The sequence below is a fragment of the Marinicella pacifica genome (genome assembly GCF_014636635.1).
GTDB lineage: Bacteria > Pseudomonadota > Gammaproteobacteria > Xanthomonadales > Marinicellaceae > Marinicella > Marinicella pacifica.
In genome coordinates this window covers 14892-35768 of the sequence record NZ_BMEO01000011.1, presented here as the reverse complement: position 1 = coordinate 35768, position 20877 = coordinate 14892, and the positions used below count along the sequence as shown (strand labels likewise).

The 20877-nt window shown below is 47.2% G+C and carries 16 protein-coding genes and 1 tRNA gene; 11 read left to right on the top strand and 6 right to left on the bottom strand.

Annotated features, from left to right (window positions below; genetic code table 11):
* The first annotated feature begins 92 nt into the window (after nucleotides 1-92).
* Both IEV16_RS10945 and IEV16_RS10940 read left to right on the top strand, forming a co-directional pair.
* A complete protein-coding gene (locus IEV16_RS10945) occupies nucleotides 93-1160 on the top strand; it encodes a hypothetical protein (protein ID WP_188365750.1) in 1068 nt (355 codons plus the stop codon).
* On the top strand, nucleotides 1150-3753 hold the full coding sequence (locus IEV16_RS10940) for a M14 family zinc carboxypeptidase (RefSeq protein WP_188365749.1): 2604 nt from the start codon (nucleotides 1150-1152) through the stop codon (nucleotides 3751-3753). The genes IEV16_RS10945 and IEV16_RS10940 overlap by 11 nt, the downstream gene beginning before the upstream one ends.
* On the opposite strand, the gene hemF is transcribed toward IEV16_RS10940, so the two are convergent.
* Complete coding sequence (hemF, locus tag IEV16_RS10935) at nucleotides 3732-4664, bottom strand: oxygen-dependent coproporphyrinogen oxidase (RefSeq protein ID WP_188365748.1); 933 nt, start codon at nucleotides 4662-4664, stop codon at nucleotides 3732-3734. The genes IEV16_RS10940 and hemF overlap by 22 nt on opposite strands.
* Nucleotides 4665-4785: 121 nt before the next feature.
* Here hemF and IEV16_RS10930 point away from each other — a divergent pair, with 121 nt between their 5' ends.
* Nucleotides 4786-5925, top strand: a complete 1140-nt coding sequence (locus IEV16_RS10930) for a hemolysin family protein (RefSeq protein WP_188365747.1) — start codon at nucleotides 4786-4788, stop codon at nucleotides 5923-5925.
* Here the strand turns inward: IEV16_RS10930 and IEV16_RS10925 are convergent.
* The gene (locus IEV16_RS10925; protein ID WP_188365746.1) at nucleotides 5869-6441 is read right to left on the bottom strand and encodes an exopolysaccharide biosynthesis protein; all 573 of its coding nucleotides are present in this window, start codon (nucleotides 6439-6441) and stop codon (nucleotides 5869-5871) included. The genes IEV16_RS10930 and IEV16_RS10925 overlap by 57 nt on opposite strands.
* Before the next feature lie 69 nt (nucleotides 6442-6510).
* Here IEV16_RS10925 and surE point away from each other — a divergent pair, with 69 nt between their 5' ends.
* From surE to IEV16_RS10905, 4 genes are all read left to right on the top strand, one after another.
* The gene (surE, locus tag IEV16_RS10920) at nucleotides 6511-7275 is read left to right on the top strand and encodes a 5'/3'-nucleotidase SurE (protein WP_188365798.1); all 765 of its coding nucleotides are present in this window, start codon (nucleotides 6511-6513) and stop codon (nucleotides 7273-7275) included.
* Complete coding sequence (locus IEV16_RS10915; protein ID WP_188365799.1) at nucleotides 7272-7928, top strand: protein-L-isoaspartate(D-aspartate) O-methyltransferase; 657 nt, start codon at nucleotides 7272-7274, stop codon at nucleotides 7926-7928. The genes surE and IEV16_RS10915 overlap by 4 nt, the downstream gene beginning before the upstream one ends.
* Nucleotides 7929-8792: a peptidoglycan DD-metalloendopeptidase family protein gene (locus IEV16_RS10910; protein WP_188365745.1), complete on the top strand. Its 864-nt coding sequence runs from the start codon at nucleotides 7929-7931 to the stop codon at nucleotides 8790-8792.
* 318 nt (nucleotides 8793-9110) lie between these two features.
* Nucleotides 9111-9187, top strand: a tRNA-Arg gene (locus tag IEV16_RS10905).
* A gap of 738 nt (nucleotides 9188-9925) precedes the next feature.
* Here IEV16_RS10905 and IEV16_RS10900 read toward each other — a convergent pair.
* The 3 genes from IEV16_RS10900 to IEV16_RS10890 all read right to left on the bottom strand — a co-directional run bounded on the left by IEV16_RS10900 (nucleotide 9926) and on the right by IEV16_RS10890 (nucleotide 13210).
* Nucleotides 9926-10708 carry an META domain-containing protein gene (locus IEV16_RS10900; protein ID WP_188365744.1) on the bottom strand — a complete coding sequence of 261 codons (783 nt, stop codon included), beginning with the start codon at nucleotides 10706-10708 and terminating at the stop codon, nucleotides 9926-9928.
* The gene (locus tag IEV16_RS10895; protein WP_188365743.1) at nucleotides 10705-11859 is read right to left on the bottom strand and encodes a M14 family metallopeptidase; all 1155 of its coding nucleotides are present in this window, start codon (nucleotides 11857-11859) and stop codon (nucleotides 10705-10707) included. The genes IEV16_RS10900 and IEV16_RS10895 overlap by 4 nt, the downstream gene beginning before the upstream one ends.
* Nucleotides 11860-11938: 79 nt before the next feature.
* Nucleotides 11939-13210 carry an NAD(P)/FAD-dependent oxidoreductase gene (locus IEV16_RS10890; RefSeq protein ID WP_188365742.1) on the bottom strand — a complete coding sequence of 424 codons (1272 nt, stop codon included), beginning with the start codon at nucleotides 13208-13210 and terminating at the stop codon, nucleotides 11939-11941.
* Between the two features lie 131 nt (nucleotides 13211-13341).
* On the opposite strand from IEV16_RS10890, the gene purB reads away from it, so the two are divergent.
* The 4 genes from purB to pncA are packed head-to-tail and all read left to right on the top strand — an operon-like array spanning nucleotide 13342 to nucleotide 17856.
* Complete coding sequence (purB, locus tag IEV16_RS10885; RefSeq protein ID WP_188365741.1) at nucleotides 13342-14709, top strand: adenylosuccinate lyase; 1368 nt, start codon at nucleotides 13342-13344, stop codon at nucleotides 14707-14709.
* Nucleotides 14693-15796 carry a cupin domain-containing protein gene (locus IEV16_RS10880; RefSeq protein WP_188365740.1) on the top strand — a complete coding sequence of 368 codons (1104 nt, stop codon included), beginning with the start codon at nucleotides 14693-14695 and terminating at the stop codon, nucleotides 15794-15796. Before purB ends, IEV16_RS10880 begins: the two co-directional genes overlap by 17 nt.
* A gap of 48 nt (nucleotides 15797-15844) precedes the next feature.
* Nucleotides 15845-17254 carry a nicotinate phosphoribosyltransferase gene (locus tag IEV16_RS10875; RefSeq protein WP_188365739.1) on the top strand — a complete coding sequence of 470 codons (1410 nt, stop codon included), beginning with the start codon at nucleotides 15845-15847 and terminating at the stop codon, nucleotides 17252-17254.
* Complete coding sequence (pncA, locus tag IEV16_RS10870; RefSeq protein WP_188365738.1) at nucleotides 17251-17856, top strand: bifunctional nicotinamidase/pyrazinamidase; 606 nt, start codon at nucleotides 17251-17253, stop codon at nucleotides 17854-17856. Before IEV16_RS10875 ends, pncA begins: the two co-directional genes overlap by 4 nt.
* 52 nt (nucleotides 17857-17908) lie before the next feature.
* On the opposite strand, the gene IEV16_RS10865 is transcribed toward pncA, so the two are convergent.
* Nucleotides 17909-20443, bottom strand: a complete 2535-nt coding sequence (locus tag IEV16_RS10865) for an adenosylcobalamin-dependent ribonucleoside-diphosphate reductase (RefSeq protein WP_229728332.1) — start codon at nucleotides 20441-20443, stop codon at nucleotides 17909-17911.
* Nucleotides 20444-20877: the final 434 nt, after the last annotated feature.

Here is a 20877-nt window from a genome sequence, read left to right as displayed (position 1 = left end):
TCCATTGTGCAAATTTTTATGGATAAGAATGGCCTTATTTGTCAGAAATCATCAATTCATTTAAAATCATCAGATCGTCATCGGAGCATAGCATGCGGTTATATATTGTCTTCTTCTTGGCATCTGGCCTGTGGCCCTCCGTGCAGGCCTACAATCAAACACCGATCAACCCATTACCGGATATCAACAACCACCCGGCCGTAACTCAGGCGGTCATCGGCAGCCGACAACCTCTGGCCACCTGGCAACAAATTTGTGACCGTACCAAAAACCCTGAAGCGGCCGAACAAGCCGCCAATGTGGTTTTGAACCATATACAAAATCTGCCGGCGCAGTCGGTATTTGTGCCTTTACTAAAACACTGGCAAAAACACCGGCCAATCGCCACCCGCCGAGCTGACGATCATGGTCATGATGTTGGTGTTTATCTGATTGCCGCCCGTGCCGCCGGTGAGCTCAACCGTTTACTGAGCGAACAAACCGAGCGTTATATCTACGCATTGGCTGACAGGCAACCACAAAAATTATTGACAGAACTGTCAGATTTTTACCAAGCAGCTCATCCGGCCATCACCGCCGGTATCAAAGAAGCTTTAGCGCATTTAACGCCGCCGCAACAACAAGCGCTTATTCATCAACAATTGATGAGTCAACAAGTTAATAACTTCAGCACCCTACTGGCGGTTACGCTCGACAGTCCGGCCATTCAAGAAAAGATTGTCCTCGGTCACAATGTCGATGCCAAAGTCGCTTTAATCAACGCCTGGCTGCATAATCCGCCTGCCAGCACCCAATGGTTACAGATCCTGGTTCAGCAGCCCGGTCCCCATCAAATTCGGGCACTGAGTATTTACCGCAGCCTCCAATTAAACCAACAGGACAAAACATGGCTGGTTTCTTTACTTGATGACAGCACACTGGGGCGCACCGCTGCCGGCGTACTTGGACAACAAGTTGACCCCGAATTAATGGATAAATTATTGGCTGAATGGCAACACAACCGCTCAGAGCCCTTGGCCTCAAATTTACTGTATGCTTTGTCCAGAAACCCGTTAGGCGTAAAAAAATTAACCGCAATGGCCCCACACAAATCAATCCGATTGACCAGCAACCAACAACAATGGCTGCAAAATCAGCTGGGAGGCAACCATGAAAAATAATCGGTTGATGCTTTGCTTTTTATTGATATTGGCTACGCTAAGTCTGCAGGCCCAAAATATTATCCAATGGCAGGAACAAGGCGGGCCTCTGGCTTTGGGCTATCCGGTACCGATACCGGCGGATGTGGCGGAACCCTTTGACGGTTTTCGGACTTATCAAGGTTTACAGGATCAATTACAAAGTATTGATTTGGATAACCCATGGATTAATGCCGAACAGGTGGGAACAACCCATAAACAACGCGCAATCTGGGCCTATGTATTGGGCGATGCCAACAACCGCACCCCCTATGGCCAAACGGAAGCAGCGATGATGGTCAACGGCGGTATTCATGCCCGTGAGTGGCAATCACCTGAAACCGTCACCGGAATCATAGAATTGTTTCATGCAAACAGTCACGACCAGGGGCTGTATCAGTATCTGATGGAAAACAGCACCCTCATCACCATTCCGGTGCTGAACGTAGATGGTTTTTTGCAAACCCAGCGCTACCCAAAAAGCAATTGGTACAGTGCCGCCATAGGCCCCAGAGACGGCCGCATGCGGCGCAAAAATTTACGCAACACCGACGAAACACTCAGCACCCAAAGTGATTACTTAAATGGTGTTGATTTAAACCGCAACAACCCGCCTTATTGGGCCTCAAGCACATCATCTTCATCCAACAGCACCTCAATTGTTTACCATGGCCCCACCGCCCAGTCAGAACCGGAGATACAGGCTCTGCTGAATGCCGCTGATCTGGTGGAAGCGAATCAGTTGCGGATTTACACGGATTTGCATTCTTTTTCGCAGGTGCATTTTGCCAACCGTTCCTTTAACAATGATTTAAACACCCTGCAATCTCGGGTTTTGTCTGTTTTTAGTCGCCACCACAAAGCCTTGCCCGGTGCCAAAAACTATGTGGACCGTTCAGGTTTTACCCGACCTGGTTTCGGTATCGGCTCCACCGACGAATATTTCCAAAATACTTATCAAATTCCTGCCTGGACGCTGGAAACCGAACCATCCAATACACTCAGCCCTGATGCGCACCCTGATTTACCGGGATTTTCGGCAGATTACGGCGGTGTGGTTACTAACGGCCATTCGGGGTTTATCGCACCGGATTCGGCGATTCGGCGCATTCGGGAACAGCTGGCAAAATCTTTTGCCGTGGCCTGGTACACCCAGGCAGGGCCACCGGCCATCATACAATACCGAATTATAGATACCGCAACGGATACCATCGTATTTGATGCCGCCTGGGATGCCGATCGCGATGATGAAAACCTCAGAAACTTCTACAGCCATGTTTTTGCGGGCTTGACAGCGGGAGGTACATACGCACTGCAATTGCGCTTTAACAAACCCATGCGTCATCGCGATGACAACGGCGAAGTGGCCGCTTTACCGGGTCATAATATTTTAATGACGCCCTATGTGCGGTTAAAACTTAACGAAGAAATCCTTGACATGACGTGGCAAAACAGCCGCTGGCTAAACCAAAAATCAAGCCACTGGTCATCTTATGGGTATTACCGGGATGATACCTGGGTCGGAGAATTTCAACTGCCCGCGGAATTGATTTTTGACGAAAATGACGTCCTTAATTTTGAAATCATCACGCCCGACATGGTGGGCCAAAACAATGACAGCAATCCACAAACGGCTGTGTATTGGTCACAAGGTCGCTGGCAGCATTATGAAGACAGTTCCGGCGCATCCGCATTGAACGGCGGCTTTGATAAAACACTCACCGTTCCTTTGTCCGAAACCCCAGCCCCTGAAATGGGTTTACCCGTCACCGCACTCTACTATGACCCAAGTCGCAACGGCGAAGGTTTCAGTCTTGAGTTGTTAAATGAAGGTGGCGAATTTTGGTTGCAATGGTTTACTTACAATGACAAGGGTGATGCCCGCTGGTATGTGGCTGCTGATGGGGCTTTGGCTGCCAACGGCCTGGCCACCAGTACCCTTTACACCGTGAACGGTGGGGTGTTTGGTCCCGACTATAATCCTGACAACACGCGTTTAGCGCTTTTTGGCGGATTAGAAATGATTTTTGACGGTATCGGCGGCACCCGGCAACGCGGTTTCACAAAATACACAAATCCCGATACCGGTGAGGTTGTGCGTTTTGTGGTTGAGCCATTTACGCGGGCTGAAGGATTTTTCAATTCTCCCGATCAAACTCAGGAATTTCATGCCGCTGCCGTCACCGGTTCCTGGTTTAATCCGGACCGCAACGGTGAAGGATTTCATCTGCAAATCTTGACGGATAACACCGCGGTGATGCAGTGGTATAGTTTTACACCCGATGGTGATAAACAGTGGATTGTTTCAAGTGGCGGTCAGATAAGTTATCCCTCAACTGATTCGGTTTTGCTTGAATTTACAGATGCCTATACCGGAAGTGGCGGGATTTTCGGTCCTGATTTTAACCCCGATGACATCATTTTAGCCCCCTGGGGTAATCTGCAATTTGAACTCAGTTGCGAAGGTGGTGCAGTTCATTATCAGGCCATCGACCCGGACTATGGCAGTGGCAGTTATCCAATAATACGTCTGACGGCTTCTGAATTAAATGCTTATCCGTGCCCGGAACCCTGAAGCCCCAGCCAATCGCGCGGTTTTAAATAATCGGACAATTTGGCTTCCTGACTTTCTGCCGGCGGGCTGTAATTATAACGATAGGACACTTCAGGCGGCAGCGACATTAATATGGATTCTGTGCGGCCGCCGGACTGCAGACCAAATAAAGTACCGCGGTCATAGACCAGATTAAATTCCACATAGCGGCCGCGCCGATACTTCTGGAATTGCTTGTGGGTTTCGTCGTAACTGATGTTTTTGCGTTTTTGAACAATCGGAATATAGGCTTTGGTGTAGGCTTCACCAATCGCCCGTATAAAAGCAAATGTTTTCTCAAAGCCCCATGCATTTAAATCATCAAAAAATAACCCGCCCACCCCACGGGTTTCATGGCGGTGCTTAAGATAGAAATAATCATCACACCAGGCTTTAAAACGTGGATAAACCTCATCACCAAAAGCTTGACAAGTCTCATAAGCCACCTGATGCCAATGTTTAATGTCTGCATCAAACGGATAGTAGGGGGTTAAATCAAAACCGCCGCCAAACCACCAAAAATCTTTATCATCGCGTGATTTTGGAACAGTGCGAAAGACCCGTACATTGGCATGCGACGTGGGAATAAAGGGATTATCCGGATGCACCACCAGAGAAACACCGGAAGCTTCGAACCCCTGACCGGCCATCTGCGGCCGCTTCTCGGTGGCCGCCACCGGCAGTTTATCGCCTTTAACATGAGAAAAATTGACCCCGGCCTGCTCAAATAACTCACCTGTAAGCACCCTGGTGCGACCACCACCGCCATTGTTGTGTTGCCACTTATCTTCCCGAAATGGCTGATCACCGTCTTCGGCACTCAATTGACGGCAAATACTGTCCTGTAAGCGCTGAAAATAATCAATGACCTGTTTAAATTGACTGGCATTCATTGTTTTTATCGTCAAAAATACCCATTATAAATCCGTTGATGCTTTCATTAAACTCAAAATGAGCATTGTTATCGAGACGAATTGTCTATACTTTAGAAGGACACCATTTTATTAACACCCTATGTTTATATTGTTAATCTACGTCTTTGGGGCTTTGTTTTTTTCATTTTTGTGCTCCATCGCTGAGGCTGTTTTACTCAGTATCACACCCTCATACATGGAAAAATTAAAGCAAACAGAACCCATTAAAGCCGATCGCATTCGCCGATTACGATTTACCCAAGTTGACCGTTCGCTGGCAGCCATTTTAACCCTCAACACCATCGCCCATACAGTGGGTGCGATTGTTGCGGGTGCCAAAGCCACTTATGTGTTTGGCAGTGCCTGGATTGGTCTTTTTTCAGCGGTGATGACGGTGATGATACTGTTTTTTTCTGAAATCATCCCGAAAACCATCGGTGCGGTGTACTGGAAATCTCTGGCCAATGCCACAGCCTATTTTGTGTCGTTTTTAATCACGTCATTGTACCCCTTTATCTGGCTCTCTGAGCAGGTTACCCGCCTGATTTCAAGAGGTAAACAACACCATATTTTTAACCGGGATGAATTTCTGGCAATGGCGGGTCTGGGTCGCCGTACCGGACATATCAATGAACACGAATCACGCATCATTGACAATTTATTTCGGCTCAACAATTTAAAAGCCAAAGACATCATGACACCGCGTCGGGTGATTGTGAGTTTTGATGAAAATTTGCATGTGGAAGATGTGGTGGAGGAAGTTATGAACACCAACTTTTCACGTTTACCGGTTTACAGTGAAACTGTGGATGACATCACCGCTTTTGTGCTGAAAAATGACGTTCTGATGGCTCAGGCCAAAGACGATAACAAGCAATTAAAAGATTTAAAACGGGATTTGTTGTGTGTTATAGAAGACACCAGCTTGCCGATGTTACTCGAGTCACTGCTCAATGAACGCCAGCACATCGCCCTGGTGGTGGATGAATACGGTGACACCCGCGGTCTGGTTTCTCTGGAAGACCTGGTGGAAACCCTGCTGGGTCTGGAGATTATGGACGAGGTGGATCAGGTTCAGAATATGCAGAAATTTGCCCGCGAACAATGGCAAAAAAGGGCTTCCTCGCGGGGCTTGTTGGTGGATGAAAACGAGGTGTCCGAAGCCGCCAAAAACAAACTGAAGTCACAGAATAATCCACAACAAACCGGCAACCGCGACCACGTAACCGAGCAGGATTAACAGACCGTCACGACCACTAAAGCCCAGCGCCATAATCACCAGCACCCAGGCCGGAATTCCGGCACCCAACGGCACCAGTTCCAGAGGCACCATGCTCAATCCCAATAAAGTGGTGATAAGCGCCGTTACCCTTTGTGCCTTATCCGTGGTAAATATTTTGAGTCTGGGCCTGACCAAAAAATCAATCCGCTTGGCCCAGGGCATGGCTTTGGGAACTGTCGATTTAATTTTTTCAGTGTCCATCTCAATGCTGGCCAGCTTTTTGGGTAACCACGGGTGTTGTTTACCCCACACCAACTGCACAGAAATCAGGGCAATACATAAACCGCATAAGCTGGGCACGCCCGGAATCGCACCGGTGGGTAGTCCCGCAATCAGTGCCGGAAACATAATCAGCGGCCCGAAACCCCGGCTTTGAAAGTGTTTCACCAAATCATCCAGGGTCACGATATCTGCCTGCCCTGCCTGATTATCAATTTCCTGAAGCACCTGCTTTAACGTTAATTGTTCAGCCATCTTCACTTTCCGCCTGTCTATTTAGTGACCAACTTATTATAATAGAGGATTTGGATGAATAAAATTTCAATGAGATTTTTAGTCAGCAATGATGATGGCATCAATGCCCGCGGTATCAACACCCTCGCTACCATGCTCAGGGAACTGGGTGATGTGGTGATTTTTGCGCCCAACCGGGATCGCTCCGGCGCCAGTAATTCATTGACGCTGGATCGTCCGATTCGGGTGGATCAGATTGGTGATGATGCTTATAGCGTTCATGGCACCCCCACCGACTGTGTCCATCTGGCAGTGACCGGTGTGCTCGATTATGAACCGGATATGGTTATTTCGGGCATTAATGATGCCGCCAATCTCGGCGATGATGTTTTATATTCAGGCACTGTGGCAGCCGCCATTGAGGGCCGTTATCTGGGCTTGCCGGCCATCGCGGTGTCGATTGTGATGGATTCTTGCAAAGACAGTCACCGCAAACGGGATTATAAAGCGGTGGCACATTATTTACGCCGTCTGATTGAACATCTTGAAAACAATCCACTACCCAAAGACACCATTTTAAATGTCAATGTGCCGAATTTACCGGTGGATGAGATTAAGGGCTTTAAAGTCACCCGCCTGGGTAACCGACACAAAGCAGAAAATGCCCTGCCCATCACCGATCCGCGTGGTTCCACCATGTACTGGATTGGACCCGCCGGCCCCGAGGCCGATGCCGGCGATGGCACCGATTTCCATGCGGTTAAAAACGGCTATGTGTCAGTCACGCCATTACAAATTGACATGACCCGCCACGATTTTATGGGTGATTTAAATCGGTGGCTCGATCAGTTATGAATGCACCGGGCATTGGCATGACTTCACAGCGCACACGCCAACGCATGATTGATCGATTGCGCCAAAAAGGCATCGACAACGAACAGGTGCTTGCAGCCATGAATGATGTGCCACGCCACATTTTCGTTGATGAAGCGCTGGCGCACCGCGCCTATGAAGACACCGCACTGCCGATTAAGTTTGCCCAGACCATTTCGCAGCCTTATATTGTGGCACGCATGAGCGCTGAGGTGATGACCCACCCGTCACCCCAAAAAGTGCTGGAACTGGGGACCGGCTCCGGTTACCAGGCCGCCGTATTGAGTCGCCTGGTTCCACATGTATTCAGTATTGAACGCATCGACAAATTAACCCGCATCGCCCGACGTCGTTTCATTAATCTTGGCTACCGCAATATACGCTGTAAAACAGATGACGGTTACCTCGGCTGGCCCACAGAAGCACCCTTTGACGTGATTATTATCACCGCCGCACCACCGGAACCGCCGCTTGAATTATTGGATCAGTTAACAGAGGATGGCTTTATCATTGTTCCGGTGGGCGGTAAAGCCAGGCAAACTTTACAAAAAATCAGCCGGGGAAGTAGCGGCCCGGTGATTGAAAATATGGGAGATGTGATTTTTGTGCCTTTGCTGGAAGGGGTGGAGCGTTAAATGAAAAGACTGTGGTGGCCCATACCGGTTTTGTTGTTATTGACCGCCTGTGCATCCAGGCCACCGGCCAAAGTCGATGAAATCAGTACCCGACCGTCACAGCCCAAATCTTCTCAAGCCCGCAAATCAACCATCATACCGGATTATTACCGGGTTAAAAAAGGAGATTCCCTTTACTCCATTGGATTTCGCTACAACATTGATTACCGACAGCTGGCCGCCATCAACAACATTGAAGCGCCCTATGTGATTCACCCAAACCAACGGCTGCGCTTGGTCGCGAGCAAACAAAATACAGAATTAAGTTCAAATAAAGTCAAAACCCGGCCAATCGTTCAGCAACCAGTCCTGACGGCAAAAAAAGAAACGGCCACACCAATCAAAACAACGCCACCCAAGCAAACGGAAAAAAAATCCACGCAATCTCAACCCAGCGTCACTATCAGCCAACAACCACCCAAAACCCAACCGGTGGTCAACTTACCGAAAAACGGTGATTTAAATTGGTTATGGCCCACGGCAGGCAAAATAAGAACCACTTTTTCCGGCAGTAACCCGGCACGCAAAGGCATCTCCATTCGCGGCAATGAAGGTCAGTCTGTCAAAGCGACTGAAAGTGGTGTGGTGGTTTACAGTGGTGACGGCCTGCTGGGTTATGGCGAACTGATTATTATCAAGCATAACGACACATTTTTAAGTGCTTACGGCCACAACAAAAAACGATTGGTCACCGAAGGTCAGCAAGTCAAACGCGGCGATGTCATCGCCCAGCTCGGCTCCAGCGGCACCAATGTGAATAATTTACATTTTGAAATCCGCAAAAACGGCCAACCGGTCAACCCGTTGGATTATGTGAAGCCTTAATAAATATTTGCTCACGTAGGGTGGGCTCCGCCCACCATTTATTGGTATGCTGTCTTCCTCGAAAAATCACACCAATTTGGTATTAAAATAGTTTAAATCAGGATGATTATTACAACTCTTTCTGGTGGGCAGAGCCCACCCTAAAGGCAGGATTGCCTTTTTGAACGCACTTCAGTGCGGCCCGCAGGGCGAAGTGCATGGATGCACTGAGTTATCTCTCGGGGCTTGTCGGAACGACAACATACCAAAGTCTTTAATTACCAAAAGTTTCCTTTCACACCTGGCAACAAATTAAGTACAATACCCAAATTCAAATAAGCGCCCGTAGCTCAGCTGGATAGAGTAACCGGCTTCGAACCGGTTGGTCGGGAGTTCGAATCTCTCCGGGCGCGCCATACAAAAACCACCCATCGCGGTGGTTTTTTTATGGGCAAGCTCGGAGAATGAGAACTTCCGCTTCGAGTTCGACTAAAAAGGCAGGATTGCCTTTTTGAACGTGCTTTAGCACGGCCCGTAGGGGGAAATTACAGGGAAGTGATTTCATACTAAAAAGGCAGGATTGCCTTTTTGAACGTGCTATAGCACGGCCCGTAGGGGGAAATTACAGGGAAGTGATTTCATACTAAAAAGGCAGGATTGCCTTTTTGAACGTGCTATAGCACGGCCCGCAGGGTTGAGTGCATGGATGTACGAAATAATCTCTCCGGTCGCGCCAACCCTCATATTCTCAAGGTTTTATTTTTTGTACAAAGCTCCTTTAAACCCATATTTCATGCCATTTTAGCCCTTAATAGTATTTCGGACTATTGCTTAACATTACAGGACAAAGGGAGTATATTATGCGGTACAAATACCCGAATTCTCTTGACGAGTCACAGAGTATCTACTTTTGCCCTTTAAAAGCCTTTATGGCGATAAAAGGTCTATCCTTTTTTTAAAAAATACGTATTTATCCGGTCTTTTCGAGTTTAAAACGCATCAATACGTTATTATCCGTTAACATCATGATAATAACGCATTGAATGACCATTTGAGATCTTTCTCTCATGCCATACTAATATCAGCCAGTGTTATTTCTTCGGCTTTGGCCTGCGTATCAATGTTTAAAATAACACGGTTGCTGGCGGTAGCGTTTAATCCTTGGATTGTGCGCCGTTTTCATCCACTTTCGCTCGGAATCGTAAAAGTGGTTGGTCGTCAGCGTCTTTGAGGATTAATTCATTGAGTTCGATATCATAGCTTTTGACTTGCGCCAGAATATCAAAAAACTGTTGTTCTTCGTGCATATATTCGCAGGCCATTTTGGTGCTGCCCACCCGTTCCAATGCCAATGTACCTTCGCTGGTTTGATATTCGGCAAAAAACCGATTACACGGTGCTTTGCCATTGAGGCGTTGGTCATCGAATTGCATGGAGACGCGGGCCAGAACCTCGTCTTTAAAGGCCACGTTCATCACTTCGGTCAGTTGCCAGTCGGTTTGTTGTAAAGTCATGTTTGTTTTCTCTAAACGGTAAAATTCAGCCATATCACCACTAATGACTTGTTTGTCAGCGTTTAAATGCAGCAGGGCATTTTCCACCACTTTATAGTAATTGACCGCCCCGACATCATCACCCAGCAGGTGAATCACGGCGCCGTCTTCTTGCCATTCAAACTGGCCCTGTTCAACATAACTGCCCTGGGTGTTGATGTAATGTTGCTGCTTGATAAATTCACCATTTGGTCGGAGGGTAATCAGGGTTTTAATGCCGGGACAGGAAGCACAGGGCAAGGTGCCTTGGTAAACGCCGGCCCAGTCCAGCGCATTTCGGGCGTTGTGACCATCAGGCAATACCGACTTTTCCTGCGCCGGTTGACAGGCGGTTAATAAAAATGCAGTTATCATGATGACACCGCAGGTAACATATTTTTTCATGAGGATTCTCCGGGATTAGCCAATACCGCCGGTACTGTGTTTAATAAAGCCACCAAGGTGTCTTCGCCTAATTTCTTACAGCGTTCCGGTGACCAGCCATATTCTTCATCTGGCAAATCGTGGTTATCTTTAAAGGGCATTTCCAGGGTATACGCCAGGCATGAAAAAGTCTGACCCACATAATTGGTGGCCAGGCGTAAATCGCCTTTGCCCGGTTCATCCAGGTCATATTTATGCACGTCCTGAAACTCCGGCGTGGCAGTAAAATAAGCGGACTTAAACACCTCTTCTAAATTCTTTAAACGCTCATCGTAATTGGGGTTGCCCTCACAACCGGCGACAAAGTTATAGGGAATGGCTTCATCACCATGCACGTCTAAAAACATATCGACGCCTTCTGTGTGCATTTTCTGGCGCACCAGAAAAACTTCGGGGCTCTTTTCTAAACTGGGTTCTTTCCATTCCCGGTTTAAGTTGGCACCGGCGGCATTGGTGCGCAGATTACCGCGATAAGCCCCATCGGGGTTCATGTTGGGAACCAGATAAAATCGGCATTGTTGTAATAAAGCCCGCGAGGTGGGGTTATCGGCATCCAGCAGGGATTCGATAAAGCCTTCCATAAACCATTCGGCCATGGTTTCCCCGGGATGTTGCCGGGCGGTTAACCAAACGTTGAGCTTGTCATCATCACTGTCAGGCTGTTCAATTTTAAGCATATCAAAATCACGGCCATCCACGGTTTCACCCAGGTTAATGACCTCGGTCAACGGTGAATATTGGGCAAAAGCCAGTAAATCTAAATGACGGTCAAAAGAATACGGCGCAAAGTAGGCCAGATATATGTCGTCGGTGTCGGTGTTAAATTCAACCGACATCACTTTGCCGTCAAAGTCAGTGGGCAGGCGGAACCAATCATGGCGATCGGTGGAGGCACAAACATCATAATCCTGCCAGCCTTCCACATAAGAACAGTCGGCGGCATTCATAAATTTCACCACACAATCTTTGTCCTTAACACCGTGGAGTCTGAAATAAAACCATTGGCGAAAGTCTGCATTTGAATCTTTGTCAATGTTGACCCGAATATCATCGGCTTGCTCACAGGCCAGCACTTGTATGCGGCCACCGTCAAATTTATGGCTGATTTTCATAGCATTTTCCTTTGAGAAAAACCACCATTATAAAGCCCAGCCGGTAAAGCTCAAGTGAACTTCTTTGGCGGGTGAGCTTTTATTTTTTTAAGCGTACCAGACCCATGGCCTTCATCACGTATTTTTCAAAAATCGGCTCGGCCTGACCTTTGCGCACTTTGCGTAAAAAGTATTTCTCAAATGCCACTTTCGCCCAATGCACCCAGCGTCCGCTGCCCGACCAATTTAAATTCCGTGGCGGCATTTGTGGTTTGGCCACAAAGGCCACCCCACCGTCACCAAAATCAGCCAGACATAATGCGTTCAAGGTCGGTTTGGCTTGCGGTGCCTCACCTTTGATCATGGCTTGAATATTATGAGCTGTGGCAGTAACCATGGATTCAATCATATAACCGGTTTTTGGCACGCCGACGGGCACCGCGGTTTTACCTATCGGTGGTATCGCCACACAAACACCGACCCCAAAGACATTATTAAATGTTGGGTTTTGTTGATACTTGTTGGTCAGAATAAAGCCTTTGGGATTGACCAGACCCTCCACGCCCTGAACGGCATCAATCCCGGCAAAAGCCGGCAGTAACATGGCATGTTTAAAAGCAATCGGGTCATGTTTAACGGGGTCACGGTTGAGTTCCAGTTCGGTGACATGAATTTCATTTTCGGTGATTTCATCCACCTGACAGTTGGTTATCCAGTTAATATTGGCATCCCGTAATTTTGATTCCAACAGGCTTTTGGTATCACCCACGCCATCCAGCCCCAAATGACCAATGTACGGCTCGGCGGTTATAAAAGTCATCGGCACCTGATCGCGTATTTTTCGTTTGCGCAATTCGGTGTCTAAAATCAAAGCATACTCATAGGCCGGCCCATAGCAGGACGCACCTTGCACAGCGCCCACCACAATCGGTCCCGGGTTGGCAACGAATTCTTCCCATTTTTCACCCGCAATTGCTGCATGTCCCGTGGTACACACAGATTCTGTAAAACCATCCGGCCCCAAGCCTTTAATCGCTGCAAAATCCAATTTGGGTCCGGTGGCAATCACCAGATAATCATAATCAATCACCTGATCATCTTTAAGCACCACTTGATTATCATCGGGTTTAACCTGTTGGGCTGCCACCGGAATAAAGTCAATGTCCCGTTTTTTAAACATCGGCGCTAAATCCACTTTGATTTGTTCTTGTTTTCGCCAGTTAACCGCCACCCAGGGATTGGACGGGGTGAACTCAAACCAGCTTTTGTCGCTGATAACCGTCACCCGACAATCCTTTCCGAGAAGATTTTTAACCTCTAATGCCATGGGAATGCCGCCGATTCCGGCACCTAAAATAACGACGTGTTGCATAATGATCTCTCGCAATTTAATATTAACTTATATTCGCATATTCTTATGCATTATGCAAGGTTTTTTATCACGCGTTGAGTTAACTAAGTCAAAAACGTATAATACGCTTACTTTTTAATCGCCCTTACACCATGTCTTTGTCCGCTTTAACCGCTGTTTCTGCCGTTGACGGCCGTTATCAATCCAAAACCCGGGACTTATCACCTTTCTTCAGTGAATATGGCCTGATTAAAAACCGCCTTTTGGTGGAAATTTCCTGGCTGATTCACTTGAGTGAATGTGCCGAGATTAAGGAATTACCGGTTTTCAGTGTCCGGCAAAAGCAACAATTACTGGCCTTACATGAGAATTTCACGCCGCAACAGGCCCAGCAGGTCAAAGACATTGAAGCCACCACCAATCATGATGTCAAAGCGGTGGAATATTACATCAAAAACCACATGCAAAAGATTGACGGGATGGCCGATTATTTGGAATTTGTGCATTTTGCCTGCACCTCTGAAGACATCAACAACCTGGCTTATGGTTTAATCTTACAGCAGGCCAGGGAATCTATCCTGGTCCCCGAAATCAAAAAATTAATCGCTCACCTCAGGGCCATGGCGCATGAATTTGCCGGTGATGCGATGATGGCAAAAACCCATGGCCAGCCGGCCTCACCAACCACTATGGGCAAAGAACTGGCCAATGTGGTGTTTCGTCTGGAACAACAGCTCCATCAGCTCAAGTCCATCACCATCTACGGTAAAATCAATGGTGCAGTGGGGAATTTTAATGCCCATTTGAGTGCTTACCCGGCTATTGATTGGCAGTCTTTGGCGCAAACCTTTATCGCCGACTTGGGTTTACACCACCACCCCTACACCACCCAGATTGAACCCCATGATTACATCGCTGAGCTGAGCCATGTGATGATTCGCATCCACACCATTTTGCTGGATTTAAGCCGTGACATTTGGGGCTATATCAGTAACAATTATTTCGGCCAAAAAACCAAAGCCGGTGAAGTGGGCTCATCCACCATGCCGCACAAGGTTAATCCCATTGATTTTGAAAATGCCGAAGGTAACCTCGGTTTGGCCAATGCTTTGCTGGCGCATCTGGCTGAAAAATTACCGATCTCAAGGTGGCAGCGTGATCTCACCGATTCAACCGTTTTACGTGCCATGGGCACGGCCTACGGTCACGCCCTGATTGCTTACCGCTCGTTGGCCAAAGGCCTGAATAAATTAAAATTAAACCGCGATGTTCTGGCTGCTGATTTGGATCAAAACTGGGCCTTGCTGGCCGAACCGATTCAGACCGTGATGCGCCGATATGGTATTGACAACCCCTATGAAAAACTCAAAGCACTGACCCGCGGTCAAAGTATTGACGAGACCACCATCAAGGCTTTTATTAAAACCCTGGCAGTACCTGAGGACGTTAAACAGCAATTGCTGACACTCACGCCAGCCACCTACACAGGCCATGCCGAACAATTTGCCAAACATATTTAACAATCAGCCCCTCAATAGTGAGGAATTTTTAAAAAATTACTGGCAACAGCGGCCTTATTTATTCAGGCAAACAAATCTGCCGTTAAATACACTGCCAAACCGGTATCAATTGTTTGAATTGTCACGTCGTGAGGGCGTACAGTCACGCATAATTTACAGTGAAGATAATCGCCATTATCGGGCAGTGTATGACGACCCCGATGTGTGGTCATCGCTCACAGATATGAATCCGACCCTTCTGGTGTCTGACATTGAAAAATGGTTTCCGCAAACCCTGGCCATATTATCGGCGTTACCCTTTATTAAAGCCTGGCGTTTTGATGACCTGATGTTATCCTATGCACCCACCGGCGCATCCGTGGGCGCACACATTGATCAATACGACGTGTTTCTGGTACAAGTCAAGGGCCAACGCCAATGGTCTTATGACAGCACTGTTTTAACCGATTTTGTCTCTGTCGAAGACAGTGATCTGGCGGTGATTGACGGTTACCAACCGCAATTAAGCCAAACCCTGTCGCCCGGTGATGTGTTGTATTTACCACCACGCATGGCCCATCATGGCATCTCACTGGATGATGACTGTTTAACACTGTCGGTGGGCTTACGTGCGCCGGCTGATGCTGAATTATTAACGGCGCTGGCCGATTATGTGGCACAGCAATTACCCGAATCCGCGCGCTTAACAGATGCCGGCAAAGAAACCCAAGCCACCGCTGCCATTACCGAGCATGAAATAAAGCACCTGAGAAAACAAATCAAACGCTTACAACGTTTAACCGACACCGAACTGGCTGATATATTCGGTCAGTTTATCAGCAGCTACCGCCTACTGGATGACGCACCTGACTATCCCATTAAGGACACCAGCGAACAGTGGCAGAAAAATCCTGCGGATAGTTTTGCTTACTATGCGCTTGATGAACAACAGGCCCATTTATACATCAACGGCGAACAGTATGGTTGCTCATTGACTTTTGCTGAACGACTCTGTGATATGTCAACATTTACCCGACATCAATTATCCAGTAATCAAGCATTGCTGAATCAGTTATTTTTATACCAACACATCATCGCAGCTGATTAGCCTGAATGCTTATTTAATTAAAACCATTCACTTGATAAAATATAGCCTATGCTTAACATCACCGGCAACTACACCGATCTGTACCAAATCAGTATGGCGCAGGTATATTTTCATGAGAATAAGCACCTAAATCCGGCGGTGTTTGATTATTTTTTTCGTAAAAATCCGTTTCAGGGTGGTTATACGGTTTTTGCCGGTCTGGGTACTTTGCTGAATGCGCTTGAATCGTTGCGTTTCAGTGAGGATGATCTTCGGTTTTTGGCCAATCAGGGGTTTAAAGCTGATTTTTTAGGGTATCTGGCCGATTTTCGTTTTACCGGCACTTTAAAAAGCTGCCACGAAGGGGATTTGGTGTTTCCGGGGGCGCCGGTGGTGACGGTTCACGCTGATTTAATCGAAGCTCAGCTGATTGAAACTTTGTTACTCAATACCCTTAATTTTCAGAGCCTGATTGCCACCAAAGCCGCCCGTATACGTTCGGTGGCGGGTGTTGCCGCGTTACTGGATTTTGGCTTGCGCCGTGCACAGGGTGCCGGTGGCTATTATGCCAGTCGGGCAGCTGTGATTGGCGGCTTTAATGGCACCAGTCATGTCAAAGCCGCTCAGGATTTTGAAGTACCTGCGGTCGGCACCATGGCCCATTCTTTTGTACAAAGTTATGACAATGAACTCAGTGCCTTTCGTGCTTTTGCGGAAGACCAACCGAATAATACAGTGCTTTTGGTGGATAGCTACGACACATTGAAAAGTGGTGTTCCCAATGCCATCACGGTGGGTCTGGAAATGGCAGCCCGCGGACATTCATTAAAGGCCATCCGCTTAGACAGCGGTGATTTGGCTTATTTATCCAAGCAAAGTCGTCAAATGCTGGATTCCGCCGGTTTACATCATGTCAAAATCGCTGCCTCCAACCAACTGGATGAACATGTCATAAAAAGTCTTCAGGAACAACAGGCACCGATTGATATTTTCGGGGTCGGTACTTCCCTGGTGATCGGGCGTCCCGACGGCGCATTGGACGGTGTTTATAAACTGGCTCAATACCGCGACAAACCGCGCATTAAACTGTCTGAAAATACCGCAAAAATGACCCTGCCCGGTCACAAACAGGTACTGCGCTTATATAACAGCCAAAACCAACCGATTGGTGCCGATGTGGTTACCCTGGCCGATGAGACAAAACCTGACATCATGTTACACTCTTTTGAACCCTTTAAATCCATGGACTTGCATAAGCTCACAGCCAAACCACTGTTAAAACCGGTGATGAAAGCGGGTCAATGTTGTGAAACACAACCCACACTCAAAGACATTGCCGACCATGTTCAATTTCAATTGACCCAAATGCCCCAGGATTATCGCCGCTTTGACAATCCACATGAATACAAAGTCGGCCTCAGTCCCGGCTTAAAACATCAGCGGGATTCATTGGCCCAACAACTCAGGAGACAAGCATGAAAGCCTTACTGCTTATTGATGTACAAAATGACTTTATGCCCGGCGGCAAGCTGGCCGTCAGCGAAGGGGATCAAATTGTGCCGGTGATTAATGGCCTCCAGAATCAATTTGACTTAGTGATTGCCAGTCAGGACTGGCATCCCGCTGAACATTTGAGTTTTGCGCGTAACCATTTAAGGCACAAAGCCTTTGATCAGATTGAACTAAACGGACTGCCACAAACCCTGTGGCCGGCTCATTGTGTCCAAGGCACAGAGGGCGCTGAGTTTCACCCCGATTTAGACAGCCATCGCATCGCCGCTATTTTTCGCAAAGGCATGAACCCCGATATCGACAGTTACAGTGCTTTTTATGACAATGGCCATATGCAGTCCACCGGATTAAGCGGTTATTTAAGAGAATTACAGGTCACAACCCTGTATTTCACAGGTTTAGCGGCAGATTTTTGTGTGTATTATTCCATTCAGGACGCCCTGAAGGCGGGTTTTCAATGTGTGCTGATTGAAGATGCCACCCGCGCCATTGACCCTGAAAACCATGAAAAACAAAGACAGCAGTTGCTGGCCGATGGTGTTGCCATCATTCACAGCGGTGAACTGTAAGCCCAAAAAAAAGCACCCGGTGTGGGTGCTTTTTATGCATGCCGGGTTCACCCTAACCGCATTTGGATGAACCGCAGCTTTTACAGGTTAAGCAGCCTTCCTGATAAATCAACTCGGTGGACTGGCAATTTTCACAGGTCCCTTTCTCGGCCTCCGTGCCATCGGCAATATAACGTTTGAGTGCACGGGTCACACCGTTTTTCCAGGTATTAATCGATTCGCTGTCCAGTTGCAAGGTATTAATCAATCCCACCACTTTAACAATCGGCATGCCGTGACGCAAGGTACCGGAAATCAATTTGGCATAGTTCCAGTATTCAGGATTGAATTTATGGGACAAACCTTCGATGGTGGTTTTATAACCGCGTTTGTTGGTGAACTGAAAATCATAGCGTGAGCTGCCGTCTTCTAAACGGCTTTTGATGATCAGGCCTTTTTCAATGGAACGGGGCAGGAAAATACCATCCTCATCATCCGCCAGACCGGTAAACACTTCATACGGCTGGTCGTCAATCAGACCCACAAAGGCAATCCACTTTTCTTTGTTGTTATGGAACCGCACCACATCGGCTTCCAGAATTTTCGGCCGTTTGGTGGGAAATGGCACCAGCTCTTCTTGTTTGTCTTCATTGGAAATCAGGACGCCCGAGCGTGAACCGTCACGGTAAACGGTGACTCCTTTACAACCCACTTTCCAGGCTTCCATATACAAATCACCCACCAGTTTTTGGCTGACATTTTGCGGTAAATTAATGGTCACACTGATGCTGTGATCCACCCACTTTTGAACCGCTCCTTGCATCCGCACTTTACTCAGCCAGTCCACATCATTACTGGTGGCCTTATAATAAGGTGACTTTTTAACCAGCGCATTTAACTGTTTTTCCGTGTAGCTTTTTTCGGTGTCATGACCGTTCACTTCCATCCACTGCTTAAACCGGTGATGAAACACGGTATATTCTTCCCAGGAATCGCCCACCTCGTCAACAAAATCCACCCGTGCGTCCTTATCATTGGGGTTCACTTTACGCCGACGTTTATACACCGGTAAGAAAACCGGCTCAATCCCTGAGGTGGTTTGGGTCATTAAACTGGTGGTGCCGGTGGGTGCAATGGTTAATAATGCAATGTTACGACGACCATATTCAACCATGTCTTTGTACATCCCGGCATCGGCCTTTTTCAGCCGTTGTATAAACGGATTGTTTTTTTCACGTTCACTGTCGTAAAGACCAAAAGCACCGCGTTCTTTAGCCATGTTCACAGAAGCCCGATAGGTCTCAACCGCAATCATTTTGTGGATTTTCTCGGAAAAATCATTGCCTTCATCACTGCCGTAACGAATGCCTAAAGCTGCCAGCATATCACCCTCGGCAGTGATACCGATGCCGGTTCGGCGGCCCTCTTCGGCTTTTTGTTTGATGTTTAACCAGAGGTTTTTCTCAATGCGCTTGACCTCCTCACTTTCCGGATCGGCATCAATTTTTTCTAAAATCGCATCAATCTTTTCCAGCTCAAGATCAATGATGTCATCCATTAAACGTTGCGCTTTGGCCACATGGTCTTTAAACAAGGTCTCGTCAAATTTTGCTGTGTCCGTAAAGGGATTGCTCACATAGGACAATAAATTAATCGCCAGTAAACGACAAGAGTCATAAGGGCACAAGGGTATCTCACCACAAGGATTGGTGGAAACGGTTTCATAACCCAAATCGGCATAGCAATCAGGCACCGATTCACGGGTGATGGTGTCCCAGAACAGAATGCCGGGTTCAGCGGACTGCCAGGCATTGTGGATGATTTTTTGCCACAATTGGCGGGCGTTGATGGTTTGACTGAATTTGGGGTCATCACTGAACACAGGGTAGTTTTGCTGATAGTCCTTATTGTCTGCCACCGCCTGCATAAAACCATCATCAATGCGCACCGATACATTGGCACCGGTCACTTTACCCTGCTCTAACTTGGCATCAATAAAATCTTCGGCATCGGGATGATTGATTGATACCGACAACATCAGCGCACCCCGGCGACCGTCCTGGGCCACTTCACGGGTGGAATTGGAATAGCGCTCCATAAACGGCACAATACCGGTGGACGTCAGCGCTGAATTCTTAACCGCTGAGCCCCGTGGCCGCACGTGGGATAAATCATGACCGACTCCACCGCGACGCTTCATCAATTGCACCTGTTCCTGATCAATTTTCATGATACCACCGTAAGAATCCGATTCACCGGGATTACCAATCACAAAACAGTTAGACAAAGAAGCAATCTGAAAGGGATTGCCGATACCGGTCATGGGGCCACCTTGAGGAACCAGATAGTGGAAGTTTTTAATCAGGTTAAAAACTTCCTGTTGCGACATCGGATTGGGGTATTTTTTTTCAACCCGGGCGATTTCTGAAGCCAGTCGGTGGTGCATATCATCCGGCGTTTGTTCAAAAATATTACCTTCTGAATCCTTTAATGCGTATTTGTTGACCCAGACACGGGCCGCCAGGTCATCGCCCTTAAAATAATCTAAGGATGCCTGATAAGCTTCTTCCTGCGAATAAACCTGCTGTTTCTTTTTGACTTCACTCATTTGCATAACTGTCCCCGTCACTCTCCCAAAATAAATTAATAAATTATTTATTTTAATCTTATTTGGATTTAAAAAAATTAACCAGTACTTTCAACCGCTTAAGTCTCACTGATGAGAACAGGTTGTTTTGCAAGCATACTGTTTTATACTTGCATTTCAACACCTTAGACAAAAAAATACATTCCAGAAAGCGGCCGAAATGTCGCCAGGAAATATAGCATATATTGCCACCATAAACGAGTAAAATTGATTTTTTTTATTAACTTTTATTTTTCTGCATTTAAAAAAATTAACAAGAACAGATAATTTGTGAAGACACGCTGTTAAAAAAATAAATATTTTTGGGAAGTTTTGTACCCTGTGTGAATATTATGTCACAAAAAATAAGCCGCTGACAATGGGTTTTACAAAAGCTGCTCTTTACAAATAAAAAT